Annotated in this window: 21 protein-coding genes; 16 read left to right on the top strand and 5 right to left on the bottom strand. The window is 61.9% G+C overall.

The window, feature by feature from the left end:
* Positions 1-134: 134 nt before the first annotated feature.
* The 4 genes from DTP52_RS05630 to DTP52_RS05615 all read left to right on the top strand — a co-directional run bounded on the left by DTP52_RS05630 (position 135) and on the right by DTP52_RS05615 (position 4456).
* The gene (locus DTP52_RS05630) at positions 135-1514 is read left to right on the top strand and encodes a PepSY domain-containing protein (protein WP_109752218.1); all 1380 of its coding nucleotides are present in this window, start codon (positions 135-137) and stop codon (positions 1512-1514) included.
* A 202-nt stretch (positions 1515-1716) separates the two neighbouring features.
* Positions 1717-2505, top strand: a complete 789-nt coding sequence (locus DTP52_RS05625) for an ABC transporter ATP-binding protein (RefSeq protein ID WP_109752217.1) — start codon at positions 1717-1719, stop codon at positions 2503-2505.
* Positions 2502-3449 (top strand): ABC transporter substrate-binding protein, encoded by a 948-nt coding sequence (locus DTP52_RS05620; RefSeq protein ID WP_109752216.1) that lies wholly within the window; start codon positions 2502-2504, stop codon positions 3447-3449. Before DTP52_RS05625 ends, DTP52_RS05620 begins: the two co-directional genes overlap by 4 nt.
* Positions 3446-4456, top strand: coding sequence for an iron ABC transporter permease (locus DTP52_RS05615; RefSeq protein ID WP_109752215.1), 1011 nt, complete (start codon positions 3446-3448; stop codon positions 4454-4456). Before DTP52_RS05620 ends, DTP52_RS05615 begins: the two co-directional genes overlap by 4 nt.
* Here the strand turns inward: DTP52_RS05615 and DTP52_RS05610 are convergent.
* Entirely contained in the window at positions 4431-5966 is a 1536-nt protein-coding gene (locus DTP52_RS05610; RefSeq protein ID WP_109752214.1) for a class I SAM-dependent methyltransferase, read from the bottom strand. The genes DTP52_RS05615 and DTP52_RS05610 overlap by 26 nt on opposite strands.
* Before the next feature lie 275 nt (positions 5967-6241).
* Here DTP52_RS05610 and urtA point away from each other — a divergent pair, with 275 nt between their 5' ends.
* The 11 genes from urtA (at position 6242) to ureC (ending at position 16548) form a co-directional block, all read left to right on the top strand.
* The gene (gene urtA, locus DTP52_RS05605; protein ID WP_025211599.1) at positions 6242-7507 is read left to right on the top strand and encodes an urea ABC transporter substrate-binding protein; all 1266 of its coding nucleotides are present in this window, start codon (positions 6242-6244) and stop codon (positions 7505-7507) included.
* A 161-nt stretch (positions 7508-7668) separates the two neighbouring features.
* Positions 7669-9171: an urea ABC transporter permease subunit UrtB gene (gene urtB / locus DTP52_RS05595; RefSeq protein ID WP_109752213.1), complete on the top strand. Its 1503-nt coding sequence runs from the start codon at positions 7669-7671 to the stop codon at positions 9169-9171.
* Entirely contained in the window at positions 9171-10250 is a 1080-nt protein-coding gene (urtC, locus tag DTP52_RS05590) for an urea ABC transporter permease subunit UrtC (protein WP_109752212.1), read from the top strand. Before urtB ends, urtC begins: the two co-directional genes overlap by 1 nt.
* Positions 10247-11116, top strand: coding sequence for an urea ABC transporter ATP-binding protein UrtD (urtD, locus tag DTP52_RS05585; RefSeq protein ID WP_109752211.1), 870 nt, complete (start codon positions 10247-10249; stop codon positions 11114-11116). The genes urtC and urtD overlap by 4 nt, the downstream gene beginning before the upstream one ends.
* Positions 11117-11283: 167 nt before the next feature.
* A complete protein-coding gene (gene urtE, locus DTP52_RS05580) occupies positions 11284-11982 on the top strand; it encodes an urea ABC transporter ATP-binding subunit UrtE (RefSeq protein WP_109752210.1) in 699 nt (232 codons plus the stop codon).
* A gap of 30 nt (positions 11983-12012) precedes the next feature.
* Positions 12013-12864 carry an urease accessory protein UreD gene (locus DTP52_RS05575; RefSeq protein ID WP_109752209.1) on the top strand — a complete coding sequence of 284 codons (852 nt, stop codon included), beginning with the start codon at positions 12013-12015 and terminating at the stop codon, positions 12862-12864.
* Positions 12865-13017: 153 nt separating this feature from the next.
* A complete protein-coding gene (gene ureA, locus DTP52_RS05570) occupies positions 13018-13320 on the top strand; it encodes an urease subunit gamma (protein WP_109752208.1) in 303 nt (100 codons plus the stop codon).
* 9 nt (positions 13321-13329) lie between these two features.
* Positions 13330-13863: a GNAT family N-acetyltransferase gene (locus tag DTP52_RS05565; protein ID WP_109752207.1), complete on the top strand. Its 534-nt coding sequence runs from the start codon at positions 13330-13332 to the stop codon at positions 13861-13863.
* 7 nt (positions 13864-13870) lie between these two features.
* Positions 13871-14404 carry an N-acetyltransferase gene (locus tag DTP52_RS05560; RefSeq protein ID WP_109752206.1) on the top strand — a complete coding sequence of 178 codons (534 nt, stop codon included), beginning with the start codon at positions 13871-13873 and terminating at the stop codon, positions 14402-14404.
* A complete protein-coding gene (locus DTP52_RS05555) occupies positions 14401-14706 on the top strand; it encodes an urease subunit beta (protein WP_014336352.1) in 306 nt (101 codons plus the stop codon). The genes DTP52_RS05560 and DTP52_RS05555 overlap by 4 nt, the downstream gene beginning before the upstream one ends.
* Positions 14707-14847: 141 nt before the next feature.
* Positions 14848-16548, top strand: a complete 1701-nt coding sequence (gene ureC / locus DTP52_RS05550) for an urease subunit alpha (protein ID WP_060743085.1) — start codon at positions 14848-14850, stop codon at positions 16546-16548.
* A gap of 117 nt (positions 16549-16665) precedes the next feature.
* Here ureC and DTP52_RS05545 read toward each other — a convergent pair whose 3' ends face one another.
* From DTP52_RS05545 to DTP52_RS05535, 3 genes are all read right to left on the bottom strand, one after another.
* A complete protein-coding gene (locus tag DTP52_RS05545) occupies positions 16666-21696 on the bottom strand; it encodes an NEL-type E3 ubiquitin ligase domain-containing protein (RefSeq protein WP_109752205.1) in 5031 nt (1676 codons plus the stop codon).
* Between the two features lie 104 nt (positions 21697-21800).
* Complete coding sequence (locus tag DTP52_RS05540) at positions 21801-22100, bottom strand: chaperone modulator CbpM (RefSeq protein WP_109752204.1); 300 nt, start codon at positions 22098-22100, stop codon at positions 21801-21803.
* A 50-nt stretch (positions 22101-22150) separates the two neighbouring features.
* Entirely contained in the window at positions 22151-23089 is a 939-nt protein-coding gene (locus DTP52_RS05535) for a DnaJ C-terminal domain-containing protein (protein WP_109752203.1), read from the bottom strand.
* A gap of 296 nt (positions 23090-23385) precedes the next feature.
* Here DTP52_RS05535 and DTP52_RS05530 point away from each other — a divergent pair, with 296 nt between their 5' ends.
* A complete protein-coding gene (locus tag DTP52_RS05530) occupies positions 23386-24660 on the top strand; it encodes an Hsp70 family protein (RefSeq protein ID WP_109752202.1) in 1275 nt (424 codons plus the stop codon).
* Between the two features lie 133 nt (positions 24661-24793).
* On the opposite strand, the gene DTP52_RS05525 is transcribed toward DTP52_RS05530, so the two are convergent.
* Complete coding sequence (locus DTP52_RS05525; RefSeq protein ID WP_109752201.1) at positions 24794-25807, bottom strand: AI-2E family transporter; 1014 nt, start codon at positions 25805-25807, stop codon at positions 24794-24796.
* Positions 25808-25859: the final 52 nt, after the last annotated feature.

Below are 25859 nucleotides of genomic sequence, written 5' to 3'. Positions count from 1 at the left end.
TGTGGGAGCGAGCCTGCTCGCGATGCGATCTATCAGACACATTGGTGCTGAATGTACCGCCGTTATCGCGAGCAGGCTCGCTCCCACAAAGGGTTCCATCGTTCAACCCAATTTGCCCTGCGGAGCGCTTTCTAATGAGCCAACCGAAACCCAATTTCTACAACCTGGCCTGGCGCTGGCATTTCTATGCCGGGCTGTTCGTGGCACCGTTCATGGTGATGCTGGCCCTGACCGGGATCATTTACCTGTTCAAGCCGCAACTCGACCCACTGATGTACGGCAGCCTGCTGAATGTGCCCGCCGGCCATCACACCCTGGCGGCGGACGACTTGCTCAAGCAGGTCCGCCAGGCCTATCCCGAAGGCCAGATCAAACAGTACCTGCCGCCGATCAACGCCGAGCGCAGCGCGCAATTCGTGGTGATCGACAAGGGCCGGGAACTGAACGTGTTCATCGACCCGTACCACGGCGATGTCCTCGGCGAGCAGGATGCGAAGAACAACCTGCAAGCCATGGCCCGGGCCATCCACGGCGAGCTGCTGATCGGCACGGTCGGTGACCGCCTGGTGGAAATGGCCGCCGGTTGGGGCGTGGTGCTGGTGGTGTCGGGGCTGTACCTGTGGTGGCCGCGCGGGCAATCGTCGGCCGGGGTGCTGTGGCCACGCTGGAGCGCACGCGGTCGGCTGTTCTGGCGCGACTTGCATGTCGTCGTCGGCTTCTGGGGCGCGGCGTTGCTGTTGGTGATGCTGCTCAGCGGCATGACCTGGACCGGCTTCTGGGGCAAGCAATACGCCAACCTCTGGAACCGCTTTCCGGCGGTGATGTGGAACGACGTGCCCAAGTCCGACGTCGAGGCCGGCAGCCTCAACAACGCCCACCGCCAGACCGTGCCGTGGGCGGTGGAAAATACGCCGATGCCGATGTCCGGCGACCATGCCGAGCACATGGGCCACGGCGGCATGCACGAAGGCCCCGCCGCCCCGACCGTCAGCCTGCAAGCGGTGCAGAACATCGCCACCGAGCGCCAGGTCGAGCCCGGCTACAGCATCACCTTGCCGACCACCTCCACCGGCGTATTCACCATCGCCGTGTTCGCCGACGATCCGCGCAACGACGCCACCCTGCACGTGGACCAATACACCGGCAAGGTCCTGGCCGACGTGCGCTGGGCGCATTACAGCGTCGTCGCCCGCGCCACCGAAACCGGCGTGATGCTCCATGAAGGCAAGATGTTCGGCCCGCTGAACCAGATCATGGTGCTGCTGATTTGCCTGATGATCCTGCTCAGCGCCGTGAGTGGCGTGGTGATCTGGTGGAAGCGCCGGCCCCAGGGCAAGTTCGGCGTGCCGCCGCTGCGTCACGATCTGCCGACCTGGAAGACCGGGGTGTTCATCATGCTGGCCCTGGCGCTGGTGTTCCCGCTGGTGGGGGCTTCGCTGGTGGTGGTGTGGTTGCTGGACCGGCTCGTCAGCCGGCTCAATCGCCAGCCTGAGATCGCTTCATCTTCAAGCTGAAGACGGTGCATTAACGGAAGGCGGCGCGAAACCTCTACAATCGCGCCCGCTATCAAGCTGCAACCACAGTCCGAATGGTGGGAGCGAGCCTGCTCGCGATAGCGGTGGATCAGCCAACAGAGATGTGACTGACCTACCGCTATCGCGAGCAGGCTCGCTCCCACAAGAGGCTGTGTGTCGATCCAATAATTTGAGTAGATGCATGACCTCGCTAACCCTCTCCCACCTCGGCTGGACGCCCCTGGGCCACGGCCACTGCCATCACCAGTTCCAGCTGCGTGACGTGACGTTGCAGGTGGCGGCCGGGGAGTTCGTCGGATTGATCGGGCCCAACGGCAGCGGCAAGACCAGCCTGTTGCGCTGTGCCTACCGTTTCAGCCGGCCGGAACAGGGCGAGGTCAAGCTCGAGCATCACAACGTCTGGAAACAGTCTTCGCGCTGGTGCGCCCAACGCATCGCCGTGGTGCTGCAAGAGTTTCCCGATGCCTTCGGCCTGACGGTGGAGGAGGTGGTCGCCATGGGCCGCACACCCCACAAAGGCCTGTTCGACGGCGACAATCACGACGACCGCCGGCTGGTGCTCCAGGCATTGGAATCGGCCGGGCTTGCAGGTTTTGGCGAGCATGCATTCGCCACCCTCTCGGGCGGTGAAAAGCAACGGGTGATCCTCGCCCGCGCCCTGGCCCAGCAGCCGCAATTGTTGATCCTCGATGAACCGACCAATCACCTCGACCCCCACTATCAATTGCAATTGCTGCAACTGATCAAGGGCCTGGGCATCGGCACCCTCGCCAGCCTCCACGACCTGAATCTGGCCGCCGCCTTCTGCGACCGCCTGTACGTGATCGAACACGGACGCATCGTCGCCAGCGGCACGCCCAAGGATGTCCTCAGCGCCGAGCTGCTGCGTGAGGTGTTCGGCGTCGACGCCCTGGTGGATGAGCACCCGCTGTCCGGCTACCCACGAATCACCTGGATAACCCAACCATGACCTTGCGTTCCCTGCTGTCGCTCGCCCTGCTGCTGGGCAGTGCCCACGCCCTGGCCGAGGCCACCCGCTACCCGCTGACGATCCAGAGCTGCAACCGCCAGGTGGTGTTCAACGAAGCCCCCCGACATGCCGTCAGCCATGACATCAACATGACCCAGATGATGCTCGCCCTGGGCCTCAAGCCACGCATGGTCGGCTACAGCGGCATCAGTGGCTGGAAGTCGGTGACGCCCGAGATGGCGAAGATCCTCGATGGCCTGCCGGAACTGGCGGCCAAGTACCCGTCGGTGGAAACCCTACTCAGTGCCAACGTCGACTTCTTCTTCGCCGGGTGGGACTACGGCATGCGAGTGGGCGGCGACCTGACGCCGCAGACCCTGCAACCGCTGGGCATCAACGTCTACGAGCTGACCGAGTCCTGCGCGTTCGTGATGAAACACCCGGCAGCCTCGCTGGAAGACACCTACAACGATCTGCGCAACCTCGGAAAAATCTTCGACGTCCAGGATCGCGCCAACGAACTGATCGCCACGATGCAGGCTCAGGTGGCCGAAGTGCGCAAGCACCTGCCTACCGACCAGCCCCGGGTGTTCCTGTATGACAGCGGCGAAGACCGCGCCATGACCTCCGGCCGCCTGGGCATGCCCCAGGCCCTGATCGATGCCGCCGGTGGACGCAACATTCTCGATGACGTGGAAAGCAGTTGGACCCGGGTGAACTGGGAGAACGTGGTCGAGCGCAACCCACAGGTCATTGTGATCGTCGACTACGGCGAAGTCAGCGCCGAGCAGAAGCAGCAGTTCCTGCTGAACAACCCGGCCCTGCAATCGGTGGAGGCGATCAAGCAGCGGCGCTTCATCGTCATTCCTTACGTGCAGGCCACGCCGGGCATCGATAACGTGCTGGCGGTGCAAACCCTGGCGCGGGGGTTTCACCGCCAATGAACGGTCGTCGTTATGGCGCCCTGTTGGTGCTCCTCGGCGCGCTGATGCTGGTGTCGTGCGTGGTATCCCTGGGCTTCGGTCCGGCGCGGGTGCCGGTGGCGGTGGTCTGGGACATCTTGCTGAACAAGGCTTTCGGTTTGGGCGAGGTGCATTGGATGCCGGGGCAGGAACATATTGTCTGGCTGATCCGTGTGCCGCGCCTGCTGCTCGGTACCCTGGTGGGCGCTGGGTTGGCATTGATCGGCGCGGTGCTGCAAGCGGTCACACGCAACCCACTGGCCGATCCACACCTGCTGGGCGTGACGTCCGGTGCGACCTTGGGCGCGGTCATCGTGGTGCTGCATATCGGCGAAATCATCGGCCTGCTGACCCTGCCCCTCGCTGCGTTCATTGGCGCACTGCTGAGCATGCTGCTGGTGCTCGCCATCGCTGCCCGCCAGGGCCGCCTGGAGAGTGACCGGTTGTTGCTGTGCGGCGTGGCAGTGTCCTTCGTGATGATGGCGGCGGCCAATCTACTGCTGTTCCTGGGAGATCACCGCGCCAGCTCCGCGGTGATGTTCTGGATGCTCGGTGGCCTGGGCCTGGCACGCTGGGAGCTGCTAACAGTGCCGGCGGCCAGTGTATCGCTGGGGCTGGTGTTACTGCTGGGCATGGCCCGGCCGCTGAACGCGTTGATGGCTGGTGAACAGACCGCCGTGACTTTGGGTTTGAACGCGGCGCGGGTACGGCTGTGGATCTTCTTGATCGCGTCGCTGATGACCGGGGTGCTGGTGTCCATCAGCGGCTCGATTGGTTTTGTCGGGCTGATGGTGCCGCACATTGCCCGGCGTTTGGTCGGTGCCGAACATCGCCGGTTGCTGCCGGCCTGCGTGCTGTTAGGCAGCCTGTTCCTGGTGTGGGTGGACGTGGCGGCGCGGACGTTGATCGCCCCGGAAGACTTGCCGATTGGAGTCGCTACCGCAGCCATTGGCGGGCTATTCTTCATCGGCCTGATGCGCCGTCGCTGAAAAGATGCTTCTTTTTGTACACGCCGAATAGCTCGGTCCCAAGGCCTCCATTACGAAAATGCTCAAGCTCCGCTCGAACCATATCAATGACCAATTCCTGGTCTTCAGCGTCTTCAAGATGAAAATTTCCACTGTAGGCAAGATTAACCATTCGCCAGAGGAAGCAGTTGGTGCGGTAAACATCTACCGGTTGTAGCCAACGCTCAAGGAGCGCGGTAATTTCCTCGCTTCGAATCCCCTCAAAACACCCAATCGAATGGTCCTTGTCTGGAATGACAGCATCGACAACCTGAGTGTCGGCATTTAATCGGTAGCGCGCTGGCAAGGAAGAGAATGCTGCGTCAGCAGCCATTATTGCGTCGGGCCACAAACGATTGCCATTACGTCCCACGGCCTCCCCCACACTCCAGAACTCCCCATCATTTTTCAAACTACGGGAGATAAAGAGCATTACCTTTTCCAGCTCCACCAAATGATGCAATGCCGAAACACAAATAATGACATCCCACTGTTCACCGGTAGGCACCAGGTTATTCGCATCCGCCACGATCAAATCGAGGCTGATCCCTGGCGGAAACTGCTTTGCCGCGATTTGGAGCAGGTCCTCATTGATATCCAGCAGTGACCATTCGACGCCTTCGGGAATAGCCGCTGACAAACCCGCCTCTATCCGCGCGGCGCCACTGCAGATTGACAAGACCTTTATTGCCCCGTGGTCCGTGACTTTTTGGCGTAGCCTCGCTTGAAAATCAGGCGGAGTTTGCGGGACGTTCGCCCTCAGGAGACGAGTCGCATAAGAGTAGGCGGCCTCTCCTTCAAACGGCTCCGAAATGACAATGTCAGCCTGCGCACCAAACCCTTGCGCCTGAGCCAGTCCGTTTAATTGGCGAACGGTGCGAGCAACGCCCATTGCAGTTTCACTCTGTCGCTCCTGAACGTTTGAGTAAAACGCGTTCCGGTAGACGCTACTGAAGTGTGCTATCTCGTTTTTCATGCGCATCTGATGATGGGTTTTCGCCAGAAGCGCCTTCATCTGTCCCTCCCTGGCGACACACAAGTCAGCTATCGCCAGCCAGTCGGCCGTAGGATCGTTCTGCGCACCAGGCCCGCACTTTATCAAGAGACGGCCACGCATCCCTGCCAACCAAGCCAAGTCCAAATCCACCGTCCTCCATTCCGACGGTGTATATCCTGCGCAAAAATGAAAAGTTCCAAGTTGAAATTCGGCTTGAGCTTTATCATCGAAAAAAGCAACTGAGCATGTGAGCCCATCCAAACTGATGCTGGGTAGAGCAGCCGAAAAACGAATGTGTAACGTTGAATCAGGAAACACCTTCAGCTCACTACTTCGAAGGTGCTCTCCAGCGATGAGAATCAGCGAATATCTTGCTTCTCTCAAGTGCGCCACATGCATCCATGTCGGATGCTCGGCCAGTTTAACGTCAGGCAACACGTCAAAAACCGCCGTCTCATCGAGAAGAAAAAAGCTTGCAACGCCAGCGTCATTCAAACGGATTTCCCCTCTTCAGAATGGCAGAAGAGTCAGCATAGTCGGGCGGTCGAAAATCTCACGTTGAATTAACCCTTATCCACGCCCCAATGCAGAGCGCCACATTGCACCAGCGCCGGTGATACGGTCACTGATGGTGCATTGTCGTTTTCCTCTCCCGCCGCCAACCCCGCATTTCAAAGCCTTCCCCCGACCGGGCACACCCCTTGCAAAAGCACCTTCAGCGTTTGCATCTGCCCTCGAAAAAAAACTCATAAGTCCACGGAGATCGCACAATGAAGCGTCGTAGCTTGATCAAGGCTTTTACACTCTCGGCAAGCATTGCCGCGATGGGCATGGCCTGGACCGTCCAGGCCGCCGAGACCATCAAGGTTGGCATCTTGCATTCGCTGTCCGGCACCATGGCGATCTCCGAGACGTCCCTCAAGGACATGGCGCTGATGACCATCGACGAGATCAACGCCAAGGGTGGTGTGAACGGTAAGAAGCTCGAAGCGGTGGTCGTGGACCCGGCGTCGAACTGGCCGCTGTTCGCGGAAAAGGGCCGTCAGTTACTGACCCAGGACAAGGTCGCGGTGGTGTTCGGCTGCTGGACGTCGGTGTCGCGCAAGTCGGTGTTGCCGGTGTTCGAAGAGCTCAACGGCCTGCTGTTCTACCCGGTGCAATACGAAGGCGAAGAGATGTCGCCGAACGTGTTCTACACCGGTGCCGCGCCGAACCAGCAGGCGATTCCAGCGGTGGAATACCTGATGAGCGAAGAAGGCGGCAGTGCCAAACGCTACTTCCTGCTGGGCACCGACTACGTCTACCCGCGCACCACCAACAAGATCCTGCGCTCGTTCCTGCACTCCAAAGGTGTGGCGGACAAAGACATCGAAGAGGTCTACACCCCGTTCGGCCACAGCGACTACCAGACCATCGTGGCCAACATCAAGAAGTTCTCGGCCGGCGGCAAGACTGCGGTCATTTCCACGGTCAACGGCGACTCCAACGTGCCCTTCTATAAAGAACTGGCGAACCAAGGCCTGAAGGCCACCGACGTACCGGTCGTGGCCTTCTCGGTGGGCGAAGAGGAACTGCGCGGCATCGATACCAAACCGCTGGTGGGCAACCTGGCGGCATGGAACTACTTCGAGTCCGTGGATAACCCGGCAAACAAGAAATTCGTCGACTCCTGGAAAGCCTACGCCAAGGCCAAGAACCTCCCAGGCGCCGATAAAGCGGTGACCAACGACCCGATGGAAGCCACTTATGTCGGCATCCACATGTGGGCGCAAGCGGTGGAAAAAGCCAAGTCCACCGACGTCGACAAAGTCCGCGAAGCCCTGGCCGGCCAGACCTTCGCCGCACCGTCGGGCTACACCCTGACCATGGACAAGACCAACCACCACCTGCACAAACCGGTGATGATCGGCGAGATCCAGGCCGACGGTCAGTTCAACGTGGTCTGGCAGACCGAAGGCCCGATCCGCGCCCAACCGTGGAGCCCCTTCATCGCCGGCAACGACAAGAAGCCTGACTATGCAGTGAAGAGCAACTGAGCCCATGGGTGTCGGTCCCGGATCCCGGAACCGACACACAACCCTTGTGGGAGCGAGCCTGCTCGCGATAGCGGTGGGTCAGCCAGAAAAGATGTGATTGACACACCGCTATCGCGAGCAGGCTCGCTCCCACAGAAAGAAGTTCGCGCAAGGCCTAGCATATGCCCACCGCCCTTTACCGCCTCATCCTCGCCCTGGTGCTGCTGTTGCCACTGGGGGCCCACGCCGGCGACGCCGAAGACTTCGTCGCCGCCAACCCGACCCAGCAGGCCAAGCTCCTGGAAACCTGGGCCGCGCAGCCCGAGCCGGAGCGTGTCGAACTGATCAATGCCTTGCAGCAAGGCCAGTTGACCGTCGATGGCCAGCCCAAGACCCTGCGCCTGAACAACCGCTTGCGCGGGCTGATCGAAACCGCCCTGGCCAGCCATCAACTGCTCGCTGTCGATGCTCGCGTACGCCTGGGCGCCGCGCAGCAATTGCAAAAAAGCGCCCGTCCGGCGCAACTGGCCTTTCTCGATCGGCAACTGGCCGGCGAGCAGGACGAAGACGTACACGCCGCCCTGAGCCTGGCCCTGGCGAACCTGCAACTGGTGGATGCCAACCCGAGCGTGCGCCTGGCCGCCGTGCGGTTGCTGGGGGAAACCGGCGATCCGCTGGCCCGCACCCGCCTCGAAGGTTTGCTCGAACCCGGCGTCGAAACCGATGCCAGCGTACGCACCGCCGCGGAAACCAGCCTCAGCCAGGTCAAGCGCAAACTGCTGGTGGGCGAGTTGCTGGGCCAGGCCTTCAGCGGCATGTCCCTGGGTTCGATCCTGCTGCTCGCCGCCCTCGGCCTGGCAATCACCTTCGGCCTGCTGGGGGTGATCAACATGGCCCATGGCGAGATGCTCATGTTGGGGGCTTATTCCACCTACGTGGTGCAGATGCTGTTCCAGCGCTTCGCCCCGAACGCCATCGAGTTCTACCCGCTGATCGCCCTGCCGGTGGCGTTTTTCATCACCGCCGCCATCGGCATGGCCCTGGAGCGCACGGTAATTCGCCACCTCTACGGGCGCCCACTGGAAACCCTGCTCGCCACCTGGGGCATCAGCCTGATGCTGATCCAACTGGTGCGCCTGGTGTTCGGCGCGCAGAACGTCGAAGTCGCCAACCCGGCCTGGCTGTCGGGCGGGATCCAGGTGTTGCCCAACCTGGTGCTGCCATACAACCGCATCGTGATCATCGCCTTCGCCCTGTTCGTAGTGGCGCTGACCTGGCTGTTGCTGAACAAGACCCGCCTGGGCCTGAACGTCCGCGCCGTCACCCAGAACCGTAACATGGCTGCCTGCTGTGGCGTGCCCACCGGTCGCGTGGACATGCTCGCCTTCGGCCTCGGCTCGGGCATCGCCGGGCTCGGGGGCGTGGCCCTGAGCCAGATCGGCAACGTCGGCCCCGACCTGGGCCAGAGCTACATCATCGACTCGTTCCTGGTGGTGGTGCTCGGCGGCGTCGGCCAGTTGGCTGGTAGTGTGTTCGCCGCGTTCGGCCTGGGCATCGCCAACAAGATTCTCGAACCGCAGATCGGCGCCGTGCTCGGCAAGATCCTGATCCTCGCGCTGATCATTCTGTTCATCCAGAAGCGTCCGCAAGGCCTCTTCGCGCTCAAAGGACGGGTAATCGACTGATGAACCAGCCCCTGATGCTCACGGCCACGCAAAAGGCCGGCCCCAAAGTCACCCTCGCCGTCGGCGCGGTGATCCTGGCAGTGCTGCTGAGCCTGCCGTTGCTGTCGTTGCTGGCGGCGGACAATCCGTTGCACGTCTCGGCCTATACCCTGACCCTGGTGGGCAAGATTCTCTGCTACGCCATCGTCGCCCTCGCCCTGGACCTGGTCTGGGGCTACGCCGGCCTGCTCTCCCTCGGTCATGGCCTGTTCTTCGCCCTGGGCGGCTACGCCATGGGCATGTACCTGATGCGCCAGGCGGCCGGGGATGGCTTGCCGGCGTTCATGACCTTTTTGTCGTGGACCGAATTGCCCTGGTACTGGGCCGGCACCGACAGCTTCCTCTGGGCCATGTGCCTGGTGGTGCTGGCGCCGGGGTTGCTGGCGCTGGTGTTCGGTTTCTTCGCCTTCCGCTCGCGGATCAAGGGCGTGTATTTCTCGATCATGACCCAGGCCCTGACCTTCGCCGGAATGCTGCTGTTTTTTCGCAACGAAACCGGGTTTGGCGGCAACAACGGCTTCACCAACTTCCGCTCGATCCTGGGGTTTGGCATCACCGAACCGGGCACCCGGGCGGTGTTGTTCCTCGCCACGGTAGTGTTGCTGGTGGCGAGCCTGTTCATCGGCTGGCGCCTGGCCCGCAGTAAATTCGGTCGTGTGCTGACCGCCCTGCGCGACGCGGAAAACCGCCTGATGTTCTGCGGCTACGATCCCCGTGGCTTCAAGCTGTTCGTCTGGGTGTTGAGTGCGGTGTTGTGCGGCCTGGCAGGCGCGTTGTACGTGCCGCAGGTGGGCATCATCAACCCCAGCGAAATGTCGCCGACCAACTCCATCGAGGCGGCCGTGTGGGTCGCCCTGGGCGGGCGCGGCACGCTGATCGGACCGCTGCTGGGCGCCGGCGTGGTCAATGGCATGAAGAGCTGGTTCACCGTGGCCTTTCCTGAGTACTGGCTGTTTTTCCTCGGTGCGCTGTTCATCGTCGTGACGCTGTACTTGCCCAAGGGCGTGATCGGCCTGCTGAAGAAAAGAGGTGAACAATGAGAATTACAGCGAGTGCCGAATTCATGCTCGAACCCGCTTTTTTTCCGCCCGAACCCAACCAGGATGCCGGCAGCAGCCGCGACGCCATCGGCCTCGGCCAGGCGGCGGGCGTTGGCCTGAACACCCGTCACGGCACCATCCTGACCCTGGAAGACATCAGCGTCAGCTTCGATGGCTTCAAGGCCTTGAACGATCTGAACCTGTACATCGGCGTCGGCGAATTGCGCTGCATCATCGGCCCCAACGGTGCCGGCAAGACCACACTGATGGACGTGATCACCGGCAAGACCCGACCCAGCCATGGCAAGGCCTGGTTCGGCGAAACCCTGGACTTGACCAGCATGAGCGAGGTGCAGATCGCCCAGGCCGGTATCGGTCGCAAGTTTCAGAAGCCCACGGTGTTCGAAGCCTTGAGCGTGTTCGAAAACCTGGAGCTGGCGCTCAAGACCGACAAATCGGTGTGGGCCAGCCTGCGGGCCAAACTCACTGGCGAGCAACACACGCGCATCAGCGAAGTGCTGGAAACCATTCGCCTTACCACCTCGGTCAATCGTGCTGCCGGGTTGTTGTCCCACGGGCAGAAGCAGTTCCTGGAGATCGGCATGCTGCTGGTGCAGGACCCGCAACTGTTGCTGCTCGACGAACCGGTAGCGGGCATGACCGACGCCGAAACCGAGTTCACCGCCGAGCTGTTCAAGTCCTTGGCGGGCAAGCATTCGCTGATGGTGGTGGAACACGACATGGGCTTCGTCGGCGCGATTGCCGACCACGTCACCGTGTTGCACCAGGGCAGTGTGCTGGCTGAAGGCTCGCTGGAACAGGTGCAGGACAATGAGCGGGTGATCGAGGTGTACCTCGGTCGCTAGCCCTGCAAACACATTCCCCCTGTGGGAGCGGGCCTGTGGGAGCAAAGCTTGCTCGCGATGAACGATAACGCGGTCCTTCCGATGGACCGAGGTGCCGCTGTCGCGAGCAAGCTTTGCTCCCACAGAAAGCCATTGTTCCCACAAGGGACTTGAGGAGAATCTGGAACATGCTGCAAGTCGACAAGCTGCACCAATACTACGGCGGTAGCCACATCCTGCGCGGCCTGTCGTTTGACGTGAAGGTCGGCGAAGTTACGTGCCTGCTGGGGCGCAACGGCGTGGGCAAGACCACCCTGCTCAAATGCCTGATGGGCCTGCTGCCGGCCAAGGAAGGCGCGGTGAATTGGGAAGGCAAGGCCATCACCGCGTTCAAACCACACCAACGGGTGCACGCTGGCATCGCCTACGTGCCTCAAGGCCGGGAGATTTTCGGGCGGCTGACAGTGGAAGAAAACCTGCTGATGGGCCTGTCGCGCTTCCCCGGTTCCGAGGCCAAGGAAGTGCCGGCGTTCATCTACGAGCTGTTTCCGGTGCTGTTGCAGATGAAACAACGCCGTGGCGGTGACCTGTCCGGTGGCCAGCAACAGCAGCTCGCCATTGGCCGGGCCCTGGCGAGCCGTCCACGCCTGCTGATTCTCGACGAGCCCACCGAGGGCATCCAGCCCTCGGTGATCAAGGAGATCGGCGCGGTGATCAAGAAACTGGCGGCCCGGGGCGACATGGCGATTTTGCTGGTGGAGCAGTTCTACGACTTCGCCGCCGAACTGGCCGATCAGTACCTGGTGATGTCCCGGGGCGAGATCGTGCAGCAGGGGCGCGGAGAAAATATGGAAGCCGAGGGTGTGCGCGGGCTGGTTACGATCTAGTCTGTAGCGTCCTGACGATAATCAGAAATCATGAATCTACCTGTCTCATTACTGGCCCCTTCTGCGGTGTTCACCCCCAGTTGGCATGCCGAGCTGGATCTGGGTTACGCCCGCTTTGGCGATTGCACGCGCCCGGTCCAGCGGCGGCACAAAGGCCCGCTGCGGGTGCAGAAGCACCTGTACGCCGAAGGCCCCGAGGTGTGCCAGCACATCATCGTCCACCCGCCTGGCGGGATTGCCGGCGGTGACCGCCTGGACATCTCGGCCCACGTCGGCCCTGGCGCCTGGGCGCAACTGACCAGCCCCGGCGCGGCCAAGTGGTATCGCGCCGCCGGCCCGGCGTATCAACAACTGAGCCTCAGCGTCGCCCCCGGCGCAACCCTGGAATGGCTGCCCCAGGAAACCATCGTCTTCAGCGCGGCCCAGGCCGAACTGAGCACGAGCATCGACCTGCAGGGCGATGGGCGGCTGTTCTACTGGGACATGGTTGCCCTCGGCCGACCGGCCAGCGGCGAGCGGTTCGACCTGGGGCATTTCCAGTCGCGGCTGGACATTCGCCGCGACGGCCAGTTGCTGTGGCATGAGCGCCAGCGCATTGTGGGCGGTGATGGGTTGTTGGACTCGCCCATCGGCCTGGGCGGCGACCCGGTGTTCGCCACGTTGTTGGTGACCGGCGAAATCGACAGCGAGCGGCTGGAACAATGCCGATCCCTGGGCCATGACGTGCGTGGGGATTTGACGCAGTTGCCCGGGCTGGTCGTGGCCCGCTGCCTGGCGAGCGAGGCGCTGCTGGCGCGGGGATGGTTGATTGAATTGTGGAGGCTTCTGCGCCCGGCAATGCTCGGTCGAGAGGCGGTACCTCCCAGAATCTGGAGCACCTGAATCCGCTGGTCCTGTGGGAGCGAGCCTGCTCGCGATAGCAATGGAACATTCACCATAAATGTTGACTGACACACCGCTATCGCGAGCAGGCTCGCTCCCACAGGGGCAGTATTCAAGGATCTGTAATTTTTACCTGCCTTTATTGGATTGCACATGGACCTGACCCCACGCGAAAAAGACAAGCTGCTGATCTTCACCGCCGGCCTCGTCGCCGAACGGCGATTGGCTCGTGGCTTGAAGCTCAATTACCCTGAGGCCATGGCCTACATTTCCGCAGCCCTGCTCGAAGGCGCCCGTGACGGCCAGACCGTGGCCGAGCTGATGCATTACGGCACCACCCTGCTAAGCCGCGAACAGGTAATGGAAGGCATCCCGGAAATGATCCCGGAAATCCAGGTCGAGGCGACCTTTCCCGACGGAACCAAATTGGTCACCGTCCACAAGCCCATCGCCTGAGGCCGTGTCATGACCTATCACGTTCGTGACGCCCAGCCCGCCGACCTGCCGGCGATCCGTGACATCTACAACGACGCCGTCCTCAACACCACGGCGATCTGGAACGAACAGCCCGTGGACCTGGGCAACCGCCAGGCATGGTTCAGCGCCCGGCAAGCCCAGGGCTACCCGATACTGGTGGTCAGTGACCCCGAGGAGAACATGCTCGGCTACGCTTCATTCGGCGACTGGCGGCCGTTCGACGGCTTCCGCCACACCGTGGAGCATTCGGTGTACGTGCGTAGCGACCAGCGCGGCAATGGCCTTGGCCCTCTATTGATGAGCGCTTTGATCGAGCGTGCCAGGGCCTGCGATAAACATGTCATGGTCGCCGCCATCGAAAGCGGTAACGCGGCCTCGATTCGCCTGCACGAGCGGGCCGGTTTCGTGATCACCGGGCAAATGCCCGAAGTGGGAACCAAGTTCGGTCGCTGGCTGGACCTGACCTTCATGCAATTGAACCTCAATCCCGGGGCGCTACCGCCTGCCGTCGATAAGGAGTGAAAAGCCAATGAACCCCGCCCAGTTGCGTCGAGTCCACGCCGAGAGCTTTGCGCATTATCGCCAGGGCCTGATCGATCTGTTGCTCGACGCCGTCGGGTACGGCGCCAGCGTGGGGTTCATGGCCGATCTCGATGCCGTCCAGGCCCGCGCCTATTTCGACGAGGTCCAGGCCAGCCTCAACCAAGGCCACCTGTTGCTGTGGGTGGTGGTCAAGGATGAACAGGTACAAGCCAGTGTCCAACTCGCCTTGTGCCAGAAACCCAACGGCCTCAACCGCGCCGAGGTACAGAAGCTGCTCGTGCGCGGCGAGGCTCGCCGTCGGGGCCTGGGCCAGCAATTGATGAGCGCCCTGGAACTCGGCGCCCGCCAACACAAACGTGGCCTGTTGTACCTCGACACCGAGGCCGGTTCCGAGGCCGAGGCATTCTACCGCGCCATGGGCTATACCCGCGTCGGTGAACTGCCCGACTACTGCCAGAGCCCGGACGGGACTTACACCCCGACCGCCATCTACTACAAGCTTTTGGGGCAACCGCAATGATTCCAGGCCAATACCAGGTCCAACCCGGCGACATCGAACTCAACGTCGGCCGCCGCACGCTCACGCTGAACGTCGCCAACAGCGGTGACCGGCCCATCCAGGTCGGTTCGCACTATCACTTTTTCGAAACCAACGACGCCCTGACCTTCGACCGCGCCGCCAGCCGTGGCATGCGCCTGAACATCCCGGCCGGCACGGCGGTGCGCTTCGAACCGGGCCAGAGCCGCGAGGTGGAACTGGTGGACCTGGCCGGGCATCGGCGGGTGTTCGGGTTTGCCGGGCGCGTCATGGGCGACCTTTAAGTCATAGGGTGCCAGCACCGGCCCCATCGCGAGCAGGCTCGCTCCCACAGGGGAATGCGATCAACTGTGGGAGCGAGCCTGCTCGCGATGAGTGAGCGAAGCGAACGGTTTCCACATTCAATTGAATTCCAAGGCAAGCACATGAAGATTTCGAGACAAGCCTACGCCGACATGTTCGGCCCCACCGTCGGCGACAAGGTCCGCCTGGCCGACACCGAGTTGTGGATCGAAGTGGAAAAGGACTTCACCACCTACGGCGAAGAAGTGAAATTCGGCGGCGGCAAGGTGATTCGCGACGGCATGGGCCAGAGCCAGTTGCTGGCCGCCGAGGTCGTCGATACCTTGATCACCAACGCGCTGATCATCGACCACTGGGGCATCGTCAAGGCCGATGTCGGCCTCAAGGACGGGCGCATCGCGGCCATCGGCAAGGCCGGCAACCCGGACATCCAGCCCGACGTGACCATCGCCATCGGCGCCAGCACCGAGGTGATCGCCGGCGAAGGCATGATCCTCACGGCTGGCGGCATCGACACCCACATTCACTTCATCTGCCCGCAGCAGATCGAAGAGGCGCTGATGAGCGGCGTCACCACCATGATCGGCGGCGGCACCGGCCCGGCCACCGGGACCAACGCCACCACGTGCACCTCCGGGCCGTGGCACCTGGCGCGCATGCTCCAGGCCGCCGACGCCTTCCCGATGAACATCGGCTTCACCGGCAAGGGCAACGCCAGCCTGCCGGAGCCGTTGATCGAACAGGTCAAGGCCGGCGCCATCGGCCTGAAGCTGCACGAAGACTGGGGCACCACCCCGGCGGCTATCGATAACTGCCTGAGCGTGGCCGACCAGTACGACGTGCAGGTGGCGATCCACACCGACACCCTCAACGAATCCGGTTTCGTCGAAACCACCCTCGCCGCCTTCAAGGGCCGCACCATCCATACCTACCACACCGAAGGCGCCGGTGGCGGACATGCGCCGGACATCATCAAGGCCTGCGGTTTCCCCAACGTGTTGCCCAGCTCCACCAACCCGACCCGGCCGTTCACCCGCAACACCATCGACGAACACCTCGACATGCTGATGGTCTGCCATCACCTTGACCCGAGCATTGCCGAAGACGTGGCCTTCGCCGAGAGCCGCATCCGCCGCGAGACCATCGCCGCCGAAGACATTCTTCATGACCTGGGCGCGTTCTCGATGATCAGCTCCGACAGCCAGGCCATGGGCCGTGTCGGCGAAGTCATCACCCGCACCTGGCAGACCGCCGACAAGATGAAAAAGCAACGCGGCGCCTTGCCCGGTGACGGCGAAGGCAACGACAACTTCCGCATCAAACGCTACATCGCCAAGTACACCATCAACCCGGCGATCACCCACGGCATCAGCCATGAAGTGGGCTCCATCGAAGTGGGCAAGTGGGCCGACCTGGTGCTGTGGCGCCCGGCGTTCTTCGGCGTCAAACCGACGCTGATCCTCAAGGGCGGGGCCATTGCCGCCAGCCTGATGGGCGACGCCAACGCCTCGATCCCGACACCGCAGCCAGTGCACTACCGGCCGATGTTCGCCAGCTACGGCGGCTCACGACACGCCACCAGCCTCACCTTCATCAGCCAGGCCGCCGCCGAGGCCGGGTTGCCGGAACAGCTCGGGCTGAAGAAGAGAATCGCCGTGGTCAAGGGCTGCCGCGATGTGCAGAAGACCGACCTGATTCACAACGACTACTTGCCGAGCATCGATGTCGATCCGCAGACCTATCAGGTCAAGGCCGATGGGGTGTTGCTGTGGTGCGAACCAGCCGAAGTGCTGCCGATGGCGCAGCGCTACTTCCTGTTTTGAACCCGCGCAACCCTTGTGGCGAGAGAGCTTCTGTGGCGAGGGGATTTATCCCCTCGCCACAAATGAGTTCCCCACCACGGGGGTCATTCCGGCCTGAAATGATCGGGCCGGATTCGCTTACAGATCGGTGCTTTCCGGCAGCGCGGCCAACTCGGTTCGCGTCAACGACTGGATCAGCTCCGCTTCCTTGATCTTGTGTTGCAAGTCCAACGCCTCGGACTGGTTGACGTAGTCGGATTCCTCCAGGGTCCCGGCCGACTTTGCCTCATCCAGTTCAATCTGCCTGGCGATAAGGGTGTCATTCAGCGCCTGGAAAGAAGCCCCATGCTGCTGCTTCAAATAATCGATCCAGAAATCCCGGCCCACCAATGACTGAAACTGCTGGGGTGAGTCGTCCAGGGCCAGGACCTGACTGGCGGCGGCGTCGAGCATTGCGGGGGTGACATCCCCCAGCGTGAGAAAACTCCCGCCTGCGGGTTGCCCCGGCAGCCTCAGTCGATCCTTGAGCCCCACTCGGTAAGCCAGACGAACCTCGACTTCTTCTATCAGCGCCAGGTTTTCGCGCTTCTCCTCGTCGGTCAGGTCGAGGCGGGCATTGATCGCGTCACGGCGCCGCTGGATATCCTGCAGGGCAATACGCTCCACCTCATCGAGGCGAAACAGCCCCTTGGCCAACTGGATGAGCGCTGTCGCCTCATCCTTGCCAGCCGCCAAGGCCCTGGCGTTGTGGATCATCAATTTGATTTCCAGGTAACTGAACGACAGCGCCGCGCGATCTTCACACGCCGGCCGGCCAGCCAGGTCGAACAACTCATGACGCAGGTCGGTGGAGCTCCCCATCGCTTCGAGCATTTGCCAGACGCGGGCCTGAAGGTCCGGATAATCTCTCAGGCCCTGATAGGAGTCGGCCAACCGGTTCAACAACTCAAAAAACTCTCCCGATTGTGGCTCACCCGCCAGGCTCATCCACAAAGCCCTTTTGTCCGCCAGTTGCTCTCCGGACAGGTTGCGCAACCATCGCTGCATGTTCGACGGCCTGCCCGGCACCGCATGCCCAAACGCACCGGGCAGACGCAGGACCATCCATTCGGAACGCGTTTGCAAGACCGTATCCCAATAATCACGCATGCGCTGTTGGACTATCTCGCTCAGAGGGTTGCCCTGCAACAGCGTCACGCGGTTAAGACGTGCCGTGGCATGAGCACGCTCGGCGGGCGGATCGAGCAAATGATCCGGCACTTCGGTCAACCCGTTATTGCGCAAATCAATCAGCTCCAGCGGTTGGTCCCGCAGACCGGTGGGCCAGGTAGTGATCCCGGTATGCCTCAGATCCAATCGTTCCAGGTCAGGCAAAGCACTGAAATCCGGTAACCGCCCCAGCCCATTGTGATCCAGGTGGAGGTTTTTCAAGCGGGTAAGACCTTGCAGGACTTCCACGCCGCCAGGGCTCAGGCCAATCCGGTTCCTCTGCAGTTCAAGCGTGTCCAGATCCTTCATTGCCGCCACGGCCTGCGGAATATCACTCAACCTGTTCCCGGACATGTCCAACCGACGAAGGGAGGAGAACCCGCTGAGGAAGTCGTCGCAGTGGTTGAGTGACAACCCCATGTTACGAAGCTTGAGTACGCCCACATGACTGAAATCGGCCGTCAGCTCCGGCAATGTCCCGACATTGACGCCGTTGAGCTCAAGCTCATAGCCGATCCTGCGGCCGTCCACCCCCACAGCGACCGGGCTCTGGCGCCGCCAGCATCGCTCGATTTGGTCAGCCGCCACCTGCTTGAGCAACATCGGCACTCGCTGCTGGGAATTACCCACACTGCGCAATGCAGGGCTAGCGACCCAGCGGTCCAGATCCCGCCGCAGCATTTTCAACTCGACTTTACGTCGTTTGAGTTCCTTTACCGCGCCATCGCCCAATGATCGCAACAGGGCCTGGGTTTGTTCCGCCGAATAGCCCGGGTACAACTCCAGGACCCGGCTTTGCGGCGATCGGCCCAGGCCCAACCAATCCCGCAGCCCGCCCATGGGGTAGCCGACTTTGCCCGAAGCCAGGCGCATCGGCGACCGGAAGGAGGGTTTGAGCGCGGGCATCTTCAAAAGGCTCGCCAGCGCATCCCTGGGCAATGGCGCGGCACCAATGGCCTGTTTCAACAGGTCTGCCTGATGAATCGAAGGCCGGCCCATGGCCCTGCGTTCGGCATCCGGAAGGGCGTGCTGCAAGGCATCGAAAACGCTGCCCCAATGGCTCAGTTCATTGCCGCTGTCGTCAAAAGCCTGGTAGCGATCATCGTCCCTGACCACAACCTTGACCTGGCTGGCGTCTTGCGGCCCGATGCTGTCGATCAAAGCACCGGAAACAGCGGCCTCGCGCAGTTCAATGCGTACCGTATCGCTCCAGCCGGGCAAGGTTTTCAAGGTGGCCAACACCAGCCGGGGCGTGTCCGCCGTGGCCAGTGCCTCCTGATACAAACCCTCGTAGACTCGGTTCAAACGCACCGCACGCTGATAGTAACGCAGCTCTTCGGCGATACGCAGCGGGATGGGTTTGGTCTGGGTGGCATCGGCGAAGTCCCAGCGGAGCATTTCTTGCAATTCTTGCGGGCTGGCGAAGAGGCCTATCTGCTCGATCGCCGCGGTCGGTACCGAGGGAAAACGGGATTTGAGCAGCGCAGCAGACGGGTCACTCGGCGGTGTTCCCCTGGTGTAGAGATCATTGAGCAGTTGTACTTTGTCATTCTCCGCCAGCTCGGCCAGGGTCTTGCGCAATTGCCCGACTCGGGCGTCTATTTTCGTTTTTGCAATGGGTGGCCGGGTACCGGCCAACAGATCGATGCCCACGGCGTCCACCGCCTCGATCAGTTTTTTCAGCGCCAAAGAGCTGCGTACGTCCGCCTCGGGAACGATGACGTCACGAATCGGGGCGTCCCCTTCCGATGGCCGAAGGTATTCCCACAGGCTCCGGCGGGAACCGTCGACCACTTGCAGTCTCAGCCCTCTTGGCCACGGCCCGTATTGGGTGAGCAGATGCAACTGGAGCATCGGATCGGCCTGCTCACGGCGCAGCGAATCTTCGCTTTGCAACTGCCCGATGAAACGGTCGATCTGCCGGCAGAGGTCAAAGCGCTCGATCGTATCGGCGAGCAAGACCGGTAGCGGTTCGCCTTCGACATGCAGCCGTCGCAGCACGTCCTCGGTGGTACCGCTGGCGACGCGGATCTGCTCCAGCTCGGCGTCGCTGAAAGCCTTGACGCGATGACCCAGCCGCCTCATTAACGTCCCCCCTTGCCAGGTGCGCGGCCGTTCCAGCTCATGGTTCCAGGCACCGCTGCCGTTGCCCGTCAGCTCGGGTCGGTAAGCCTCCGGGCGGGCAGGGTGACGAATGCGATAGCGCAAGCTCTGCCGGTCCTGTTGCACTTCGTAGTATTGCTCACCCAGAGGCAGGATCCGGCGGTCGTCGAACCGGTACAGGCCCTGGGCATCCGGAATCGAGGTCGCGGGCGGTTCCAATTCACTGCGGTAGGGCGTCAGGTCGGGACGCCAGAGACGCGACTCGCCATTGGCCAATTGGACGGACTCCAACTGCTCCACCCTGCCCGACCATTGAATGTGCGGCAGCACCGCCGCGCCGGTGGCAACGAATGCCGTGTTGAGGGCCACGCTGGAGAAATGCGCCCACAACTCCCGGATATCCCCATGTTCGAACGCTTCGATGCCCTCGAACGCCTCGTTGAACATTTGCACGGCCCCTACCGTCAGCATCAACGGCCCCAATCCGGGCACCACGAACGCCGCCAGGTTGAACACATTGACCACCGCGTTCAGGTAGCTGTCCAGGCGCGCCAGACGCGCGCTCCTGTCTTCATCGCCGGTAGGCACCGCCACCGCCCGGGCGTCCGCCTGAATCTTCTGGAGCTGCCGCAGACGCAGCGCCTCCCACAGGTCGCCGGGAATCGGTGAGTTGTCCATGGGCAGGTTGCGCAATGACGACTTGAGCGGGTAATCGGCCTGATCACTCGCTTGCGAGGAGGGTCGATAAAAACGGTTGAACTGCTTGAAAAATGCCCCTTGCTGGCGCAGCGGTACAAAACGGCTGAAGAAGCGGCGATAGGCAATGCCATGCAGGCGTCGCCGCAGTTCGGCCATGAAGTCGGTACTGGAGGCATATTCCTTGAGGGGATGCTCGGGATCGCCAGGCAGGTAGGCCACGACGGGCACCACCCGACGACTGCTTTCAAGGTCGGGGCCGATCAACACGGGGCCGACCAGTTCGATGTCGAAGATTTTCAGGGACGTGAACGTCACCGCTTCACCATCGAGGCTGATGCCGCTTGCCCCGTGGATCACCTGCTGCAGCATTGAGTAGGCCGCCGGGCTGATGTCCGTCTTGGCCCGGGCGATCTCGATGCTCAGCGCCAAGCCCTGTTTGTGGTGCTCGCGCAACTGATGATCCAAGCGGTTGCGTGCGCCGCTGTCGTCGGGTCGCACGATAGCGTTGATGTGTGTCTGGTATTGGCGCCCCAAATCCAGCGTGCGACATAGTCTGGCGAAGGCTTCAGGGGCCATCGGCAGTGCCGACGCGCGAAAAGCCTCGATGGAAGGCATGACGTCGCTACCATAAAACGGGCGCTGCGTGGTAATGGCGCTGCAGTCTTCACAACCGGGCTTGCGCTCTTCGCCGGACTCGAAATTGGCCAGCGCGGCCTCCAGCAACGACGTGCCCCGGTATTCGTAGCGATCGTAGTGGCCACCTTCGTTGTCCAGGACCAGCGCGGCAAAAAAATCATCGCGGGTCTTGCGCCCGTACTTACGGACGAAATAAACCTCGTTGACGTTCAGCGAGAGTTTGAACTCATCCTGAATCGCCTGCTTGAGCAACGGTTCGGCAAAGGCCCGGATATCCTGGATATTGCCCAAGTAGTTGTCGACCTGGTTCAGGCGTTCACGGTATCGGGCGTGGCTGTCCTTGAGGTTGTTCCAGAGGTCGGGGGACGCTTTCGCGTACCAGTCCGGAAACTCCAGCGCATGGTCGCTCAACTCCTGCTGGCGTTGCACGATGGCCCCGCTGTACCAGCCGGGAATACGGGCTTTGAGCAGGTCGAAATGCTCGCCTTGGGGAATGGCAAGACGGGGGGTGAACTCTGACATATCGGGTCATCCTTGATAATGGAAAACCCGAGCCTAACCAGTGCGTCACCGCGGTGTGCGGTAACTATTTATTGCGTCTTCGAGCACTGTGGCCGGCGGGCCTGTCAGCCCACCCAGCGGCCCAGTTGCTGGCGCAACCGGCGGTTCTCGGCTCGCAGCAGCTGGACCTCTTCCAATAAATCCAGGGCCAGGGCGACGCCTTCCCATTCCAACTCCAAGTCGTGCCGCAACTTCGCGGCACGCTTGGCCAAGACCAGTTCGTAATCGGTAAAGCGCCAATCCGTCGGGGCCGCGCCGTGGGGTTCGAGGATGCCATGCTCGACGATCTCGATAACATGGACATCCGCCAACGCGGCGGCCTCGCAGAATTCCGTCAGAGTCAGTTCAATGATCGGGTTGTTCATGGTCTGCTTCTCCCAATGCTTTAACTGTCGAGTCTAGCCCCTCAAGACAATCAGAAGTTCTCCCGCGGATCGAACGCAGCCTTCTTCGCCAGCTCCGCCCACAGCGCCTTGACCGCCTCGTCGTTGGCCTTGGGCATCACGGCCTTGAGCTGCACGAACAGGTAGCCGCGCTCGCCGGCCTTGTTGCGCAGGCCGTGGCCTTTGGCGCGCATGCGCTGGCCGTTCTGGCTGCCGGCCGGGACCTTGAGGTTGATCTTGCCGGTCAGGGTCGGCACCGCCACTTCGGTGCCCAGTGCCAACTCCCACGGCGCCAGGGGCAAGGTGATGATCAGGTCCTGGCCTTCGACGTCGAACTTGGGGTGCGGCGCGAAACGAATGGTCAGGTACAGATCGCCATTGGCACCGCCGCCAATGCCGGGTGCACCCTGGCCTTTGAGGCGGATGCGTTCGCCGTCGGTCACGCCCAGCGGAATCTTCACGTTCAGGCTTTTGCTGGTGTTGCTCACATGCTGGCCGGCCGCGTTGTACTGCGGCACCTGGAAGCTGACTTTCTTCGACTCGCTCGAGAGGGTCTCTTCCAGGAAAATCGGTAGTTCCATTTCCACGTCTTGCCCTCGACGGCCGGCGCTGCGACCTGACTGTCCGCCACCGAAACCCGGCCCGCGATTGCCGAAGATCGAACTGAAGAAGTCCGAGAAATCCCCAGTGTCCTGCCCACCAAAACCGCCACGGCTCTGCCAGCCCGGCGGGCCCTGGAACGGCTGGCCGTGCTGGCCGTAGCGGCGCAGGTCATCGTATTCGGCGCGTTTGTCGGCGCTTTTCAGCGCTTCGTAGGCTTCGGAGACGTCCTTGAACTTGGTCTCGGCGTCCTTTTCCTTACTCACATCCGGGTGGTATTTGCGCGCCAGTTTGCGATAGGCGGCCTTGATCGTGGCGTCGTCAGCCGTCGGCTCCACACCCAGAATCTTGTAATAGTCTTTGAAGTCCATCGAAGGATCACCATCCGTTATCGATATCGCACCGCCACCCGCAGCATGCTCGTGATACAAGTCCTGAGGGTTTGACCGATCTCAAGGTTTGTGACCGGGCGGCGCTTCAGAAGTTTATCGGCAGCCGGTGGCGGTTCTTGCACCGCCCTGTGCTACCAGGCCCATGCCAGCAAGTTTGGGGGTATGAGGGCAGCTTTCAAGGCCAACGTTTACGAATTAGCGGATAACCGGCCTTCGAATCCGCGCCGCACTGACATACACTGCGCGGCCGTTTTTTCAACTGGAACCCGAAAGACATGAAAAACGCATCCCCGGCCCGTGCCTGCGGCATCGACTTTGGCACGTCCAACTCCACTGTCGGCTGGCTGCGCCCCGGCATGGAAACGTTGATCGCGCTGGAGGACGACAAGATCACCCTGCCCTCGGTGGTCTTTTTCAATCTCGAGGAGCGCCGTCCGGTGTATGGCCGCCTGGCCCTGCACGAATACCTGGAAGGCTACGAAGGCCGGCTGATGCGCTCGCTCAAGAGCCTGCTGGGCTCCAAGCTGATCAAGCACGACACCAGCGTGTTGGGCACGGCGATGCCGTTCAAGGATTTGCTGGGGTTGTTCATCGGCCAGTTGAAGAAACGCGCCGAAGCCACCGCCGGTCGGGAATTCGAAGAAGTGGTCCTGGGGCGCCCGGTGTTTTTCGTCGACGACGATGAACTGGCCGACCAGGAGGCGGAGAACACCCTGGTGGACGTCGCCCGGGCCATCGGTTTCAAGGAAGTCTCATTCCAGTACGAACCCATCGCGGCGGCCTTCGATTATGAATCGACCATCGAGAAGGAAGAGCTGGTGCTGATCGTCGACATCGGCGGTGGTACCTCGGACTTCTCCCTGGTGCGCCTGTCCCCCGAGCGTCGCACCCACGACAACCGTCACGCCGACATCCTCGCCACCGGTGGCGTGCATATCGGCGGCACGGACTTCGACAAACAACTGTCGCTGGCCGGCCTGATGCCGCTGTTCGGCTACGGCAGCCGCATGAAAAGCGGCGCCTACATGCCCACCAGCCACCACATGAACCTGGCGACCTGGCACACCATCAACGCGGTGTACTCGCAGAAATCTACCCTGGCCCTGGGCAGCATGCGCTACGACATCGAAGACACTGGCGGCATCGACCGGCTGTTCAAGTTGATCGAACAGCGCGCCGGGCACTGGCTGGCGATGGAAGTGGAAGAAACCAAGATCCAGCTGACTCACAGCGACCAGCGCCACGTGCCACTGGACCGGATCGAGCCGGGCCTGAGCGTGGACCTGAGCAGAGCCTTGTTCGAGTCGGCCATCGACGGCTTGCTGGAACGGGTGCGCGGCAGCGTCTCGCAGTTGCTCAACGATGCCAACGTGCGGGTCGATCAGGTGGACACGGTGTTCTTCACCGGCGGTTCCAGCGGCATCCCGGCGCTGCGCAACAGCGTCTCGGCGATGCTGCCCCAGGCGCGGCATGTGGAAGGCAATATCTTCGGCAGTATCGGCAGCGGGTTGGCGATCGAGGCGATGAAGCGCTACGGCACGCAGGCCTGATCCAAGACCGAGGCGCAGCTATCGCGAGCAGGCTCGCTCCCACACTTGACCGGGTTTCTTCAGAAGGAATGCCGTTGACTGTGGGAGCGAGCCTGCTCGCGATGGCGCCAGATCAGACGCCACACCCACCGGTTCAAACCATCCCCACCTGCTTCAACTCACTCTTCAAGTAAGCGTAGTAAATCGGCCCCGCCACCACCCCCGGCAGACCGAATGCCGCTTCGAACACCAGCATCGCCATGAGCAACTCCCAGGACTTGGCGCTGATCTGCCCGCCGACGATGCGGGCGTTGAGGAAGTATTCGAGCTTGTGGATCACGATCAGGTAACCCAGCGCCGCCACGGCGACCCAGATCGACAGCGACAGGCCGACAATGGTGATCAGCGTGTTGGACATCAGGTTGCCGATGACCGGCAGCAGTCCCAGCAGGAAAGTCATCACGATCAGGGTCTTGGTCAGCGGCAGTTTGATCCCGAATAGCGGCAGCACCACCGCCAGGAAGATCCCGGTGAAAAAGGTGTTGAGCAGGGAAATCTTGATTTGGGCGAAGACAATGTTGCGAAACGCCTTGACCAGCAGGTTCAGGCGATCGAACAGCGCCGCGGCCAGGGGTTTGCGCTTGGTCAGGTCGGGGATGCGCTGCAAGGCAACGATGGCCCCCAGGACCATGCCGATCAGCAGCGTCACGAACATGTGGGCCGCGTCCTTGCCCACCAGTTGCAGGTCGCTCAGGTGCTTGCTCACCCAGTCACCGATCGCCACGCGGAACTCGGCGGCGCTGGCTGGCAGGTAAGCGTCGATGAACGGCGGCAACTGTCCGCGGGCACGATCGACCACCGCCATGAACTTGTCCAGGGACGCGCCAGGGTTCTCCGCTTCATGCAGCAGGAAACTGAAGGCACCGGCGAAGATCAACGTCAGCACACTGACCACCAGCGTGCCCAGCAACGCCACCGCCAGCCAGCGAGCGCGGCGGCCTTCGATCAACCGTTGCAACTGCGGGGTGAGCATGTTGACCAGCTCGAACACCAGCAACCCGGCCAGCAGGCTCGGCAACAGGCGCAGCGGCAGCACCAGCAACAGCCCACCAAAAATGATCACCCAACTGATCACCAACAACACATGACGCTGAGAAAACGTTGGCATACAGCCTCAGGACAAAACGGCGTGAAAGGATCGGCAGTCTGCCAGCGATCCG

This window comes from Pseudomonas sp. 43mfcvi1.1, from assembly GCF_900115935.1.
Classification (GTDB): Bacteria; Pseudomonadota; Gammaproteobacteria; order Pseudomonadales; family Pseudomonadaceae; genus Aquipseudomonas; species Aquipseudomonas bijieensis.
This window is presented reverse-complemented; position numbering and strand designations above follow the sequence as displayed.

Coding starts and splice junctions, on each gene's coding strand:
- DTP52_RS05545 (WP_109752205.1), bottom strand. CDS start 21,696: ATGTCAGAGTTCACCCCCCGTCTTGCCATTCCCCAAGGCGAGCATTTC.
- DTP52_RS05620 (WP_109752216.1), top strand. CDS start 2,502: ATGACCTTGCGTTCCCTGCTGTCGCTCGCCCTGCTGCTGGGCAGTGCC.
- DTP52_RS05560 (WP_109752206.1), top strand. CDS start 13,871: ATGAACCCCGCCCAGTTGCGTCGAGTCCACGCCGAGAGCTTTGCGCAT.
- ureA (WP_109752208.1), top strand. CDS start 13,018: ATGGACCTGACCCCACGCGAAAAAGACAAGCTGCTGATCTTCACCGCC.
- DTP52_RS05535 (WP_109752203.1), bottom strand. CDS start 23,089: ATGGACTTCAAAGACTATTACAAGATTCTGGGTGTGGAGCCGACGGCT.
- DTP52_RS05575 (WP_109752209.1), top strand. CDS start 12,013: ATGAATCTACCTGTCTCATTACTGGCCCCTTCTGCGGTGTTCACCCCC.
- DTP52_RS05615 (WP_109752215.1), top strand. CDS start 3,446: ATGAACGGTCGTCGTTATGGCGCCCTGTTGGTGCTCCTCGGCGCGCTG.
- DTP52_RS05625 (WP_109752217.1), top strand. CDS start 1,717: ATGACCTCGCTAACCCTCTCCCACCTCGGCTGGACGCCCCTGGGCCAC.
- urtC (WP_109752212.1), top strand. CDS start 9,171: ATGAACCAGCCCCTGATGCTCACGGCCACGCAAAAGGCCGGCCCCAAA.
- ureC (WP_060743085.1), top strand. CDS start 14,848: ATGAAGATTTCGAGACAAGCCTACGCCGACATGTTCGGCCCCACCGTC.
- DTP52_RS05555 (WP_014336352.1), top strand. CDS start 14,401: ATGATTCCAGGCCAATACCAGGTCCAACCCGGCGACATCGAACTCAAC.
- DTP52_RS05630 (WP_109752218.1), top strand. CDS start 135: ATGAGCCAACCGAAACCCAATTTCTACAACCTGGCCTGGCGCTGGCAT.
- DTP52_RS05565 (WP_109752207.1), top strand. CDS start 13,330: ATGACCTATCACGTTCGTGACGCCCAGCCCGCCGACCTGCCGGCGATC.
- urtE (WP_109752210.1), top strand. CDS start 11,284: ATGCTGCAAGTCGACAAGCTGCACCAATACTACGGCGGTAGCCACATC.
- urtA (WP_025211599.1), top strand. CDS start 6,242: ATGAAGCGTCGTAGCTTGATCAAGGCTTTTACACTCTCGGCAAGCATT.
- DTP52_RS05530 (WP_109752202.1), top strand. CDS start 23,386: ATGAAAAACGCATCCCCGGCCCGTGCCTGCGGCATCGACTTTGGCACG.
- DTP52_RS05525 (WP_109752201.1), bottom strand. CDS start 25,807: ATGCCAACGTTTTCTCAGCGTCATGTGTTGTTGGTGATCAGTTGGGTG.
- urtD (WP_109752211.1), top strand. CDS start 10,247: ATGAGAATTACAGCGAGTGCCGAATTCATGCTCGAACCCGCTTTTTTT.
- DTP52_RS05540 (WP_109752204.1), bottom strand. CDS start 22,100: ATGAACAACCCGATCATTGAACTGACTCTGACGGAATTCTGCGAGGCC.
- urtB (WP_109752213.1), top strand. CDS start 7,669: ATGCCCACCGCCCTTTACCGCCTCATCCTCGCCCTGGTGCTGCTGTTG.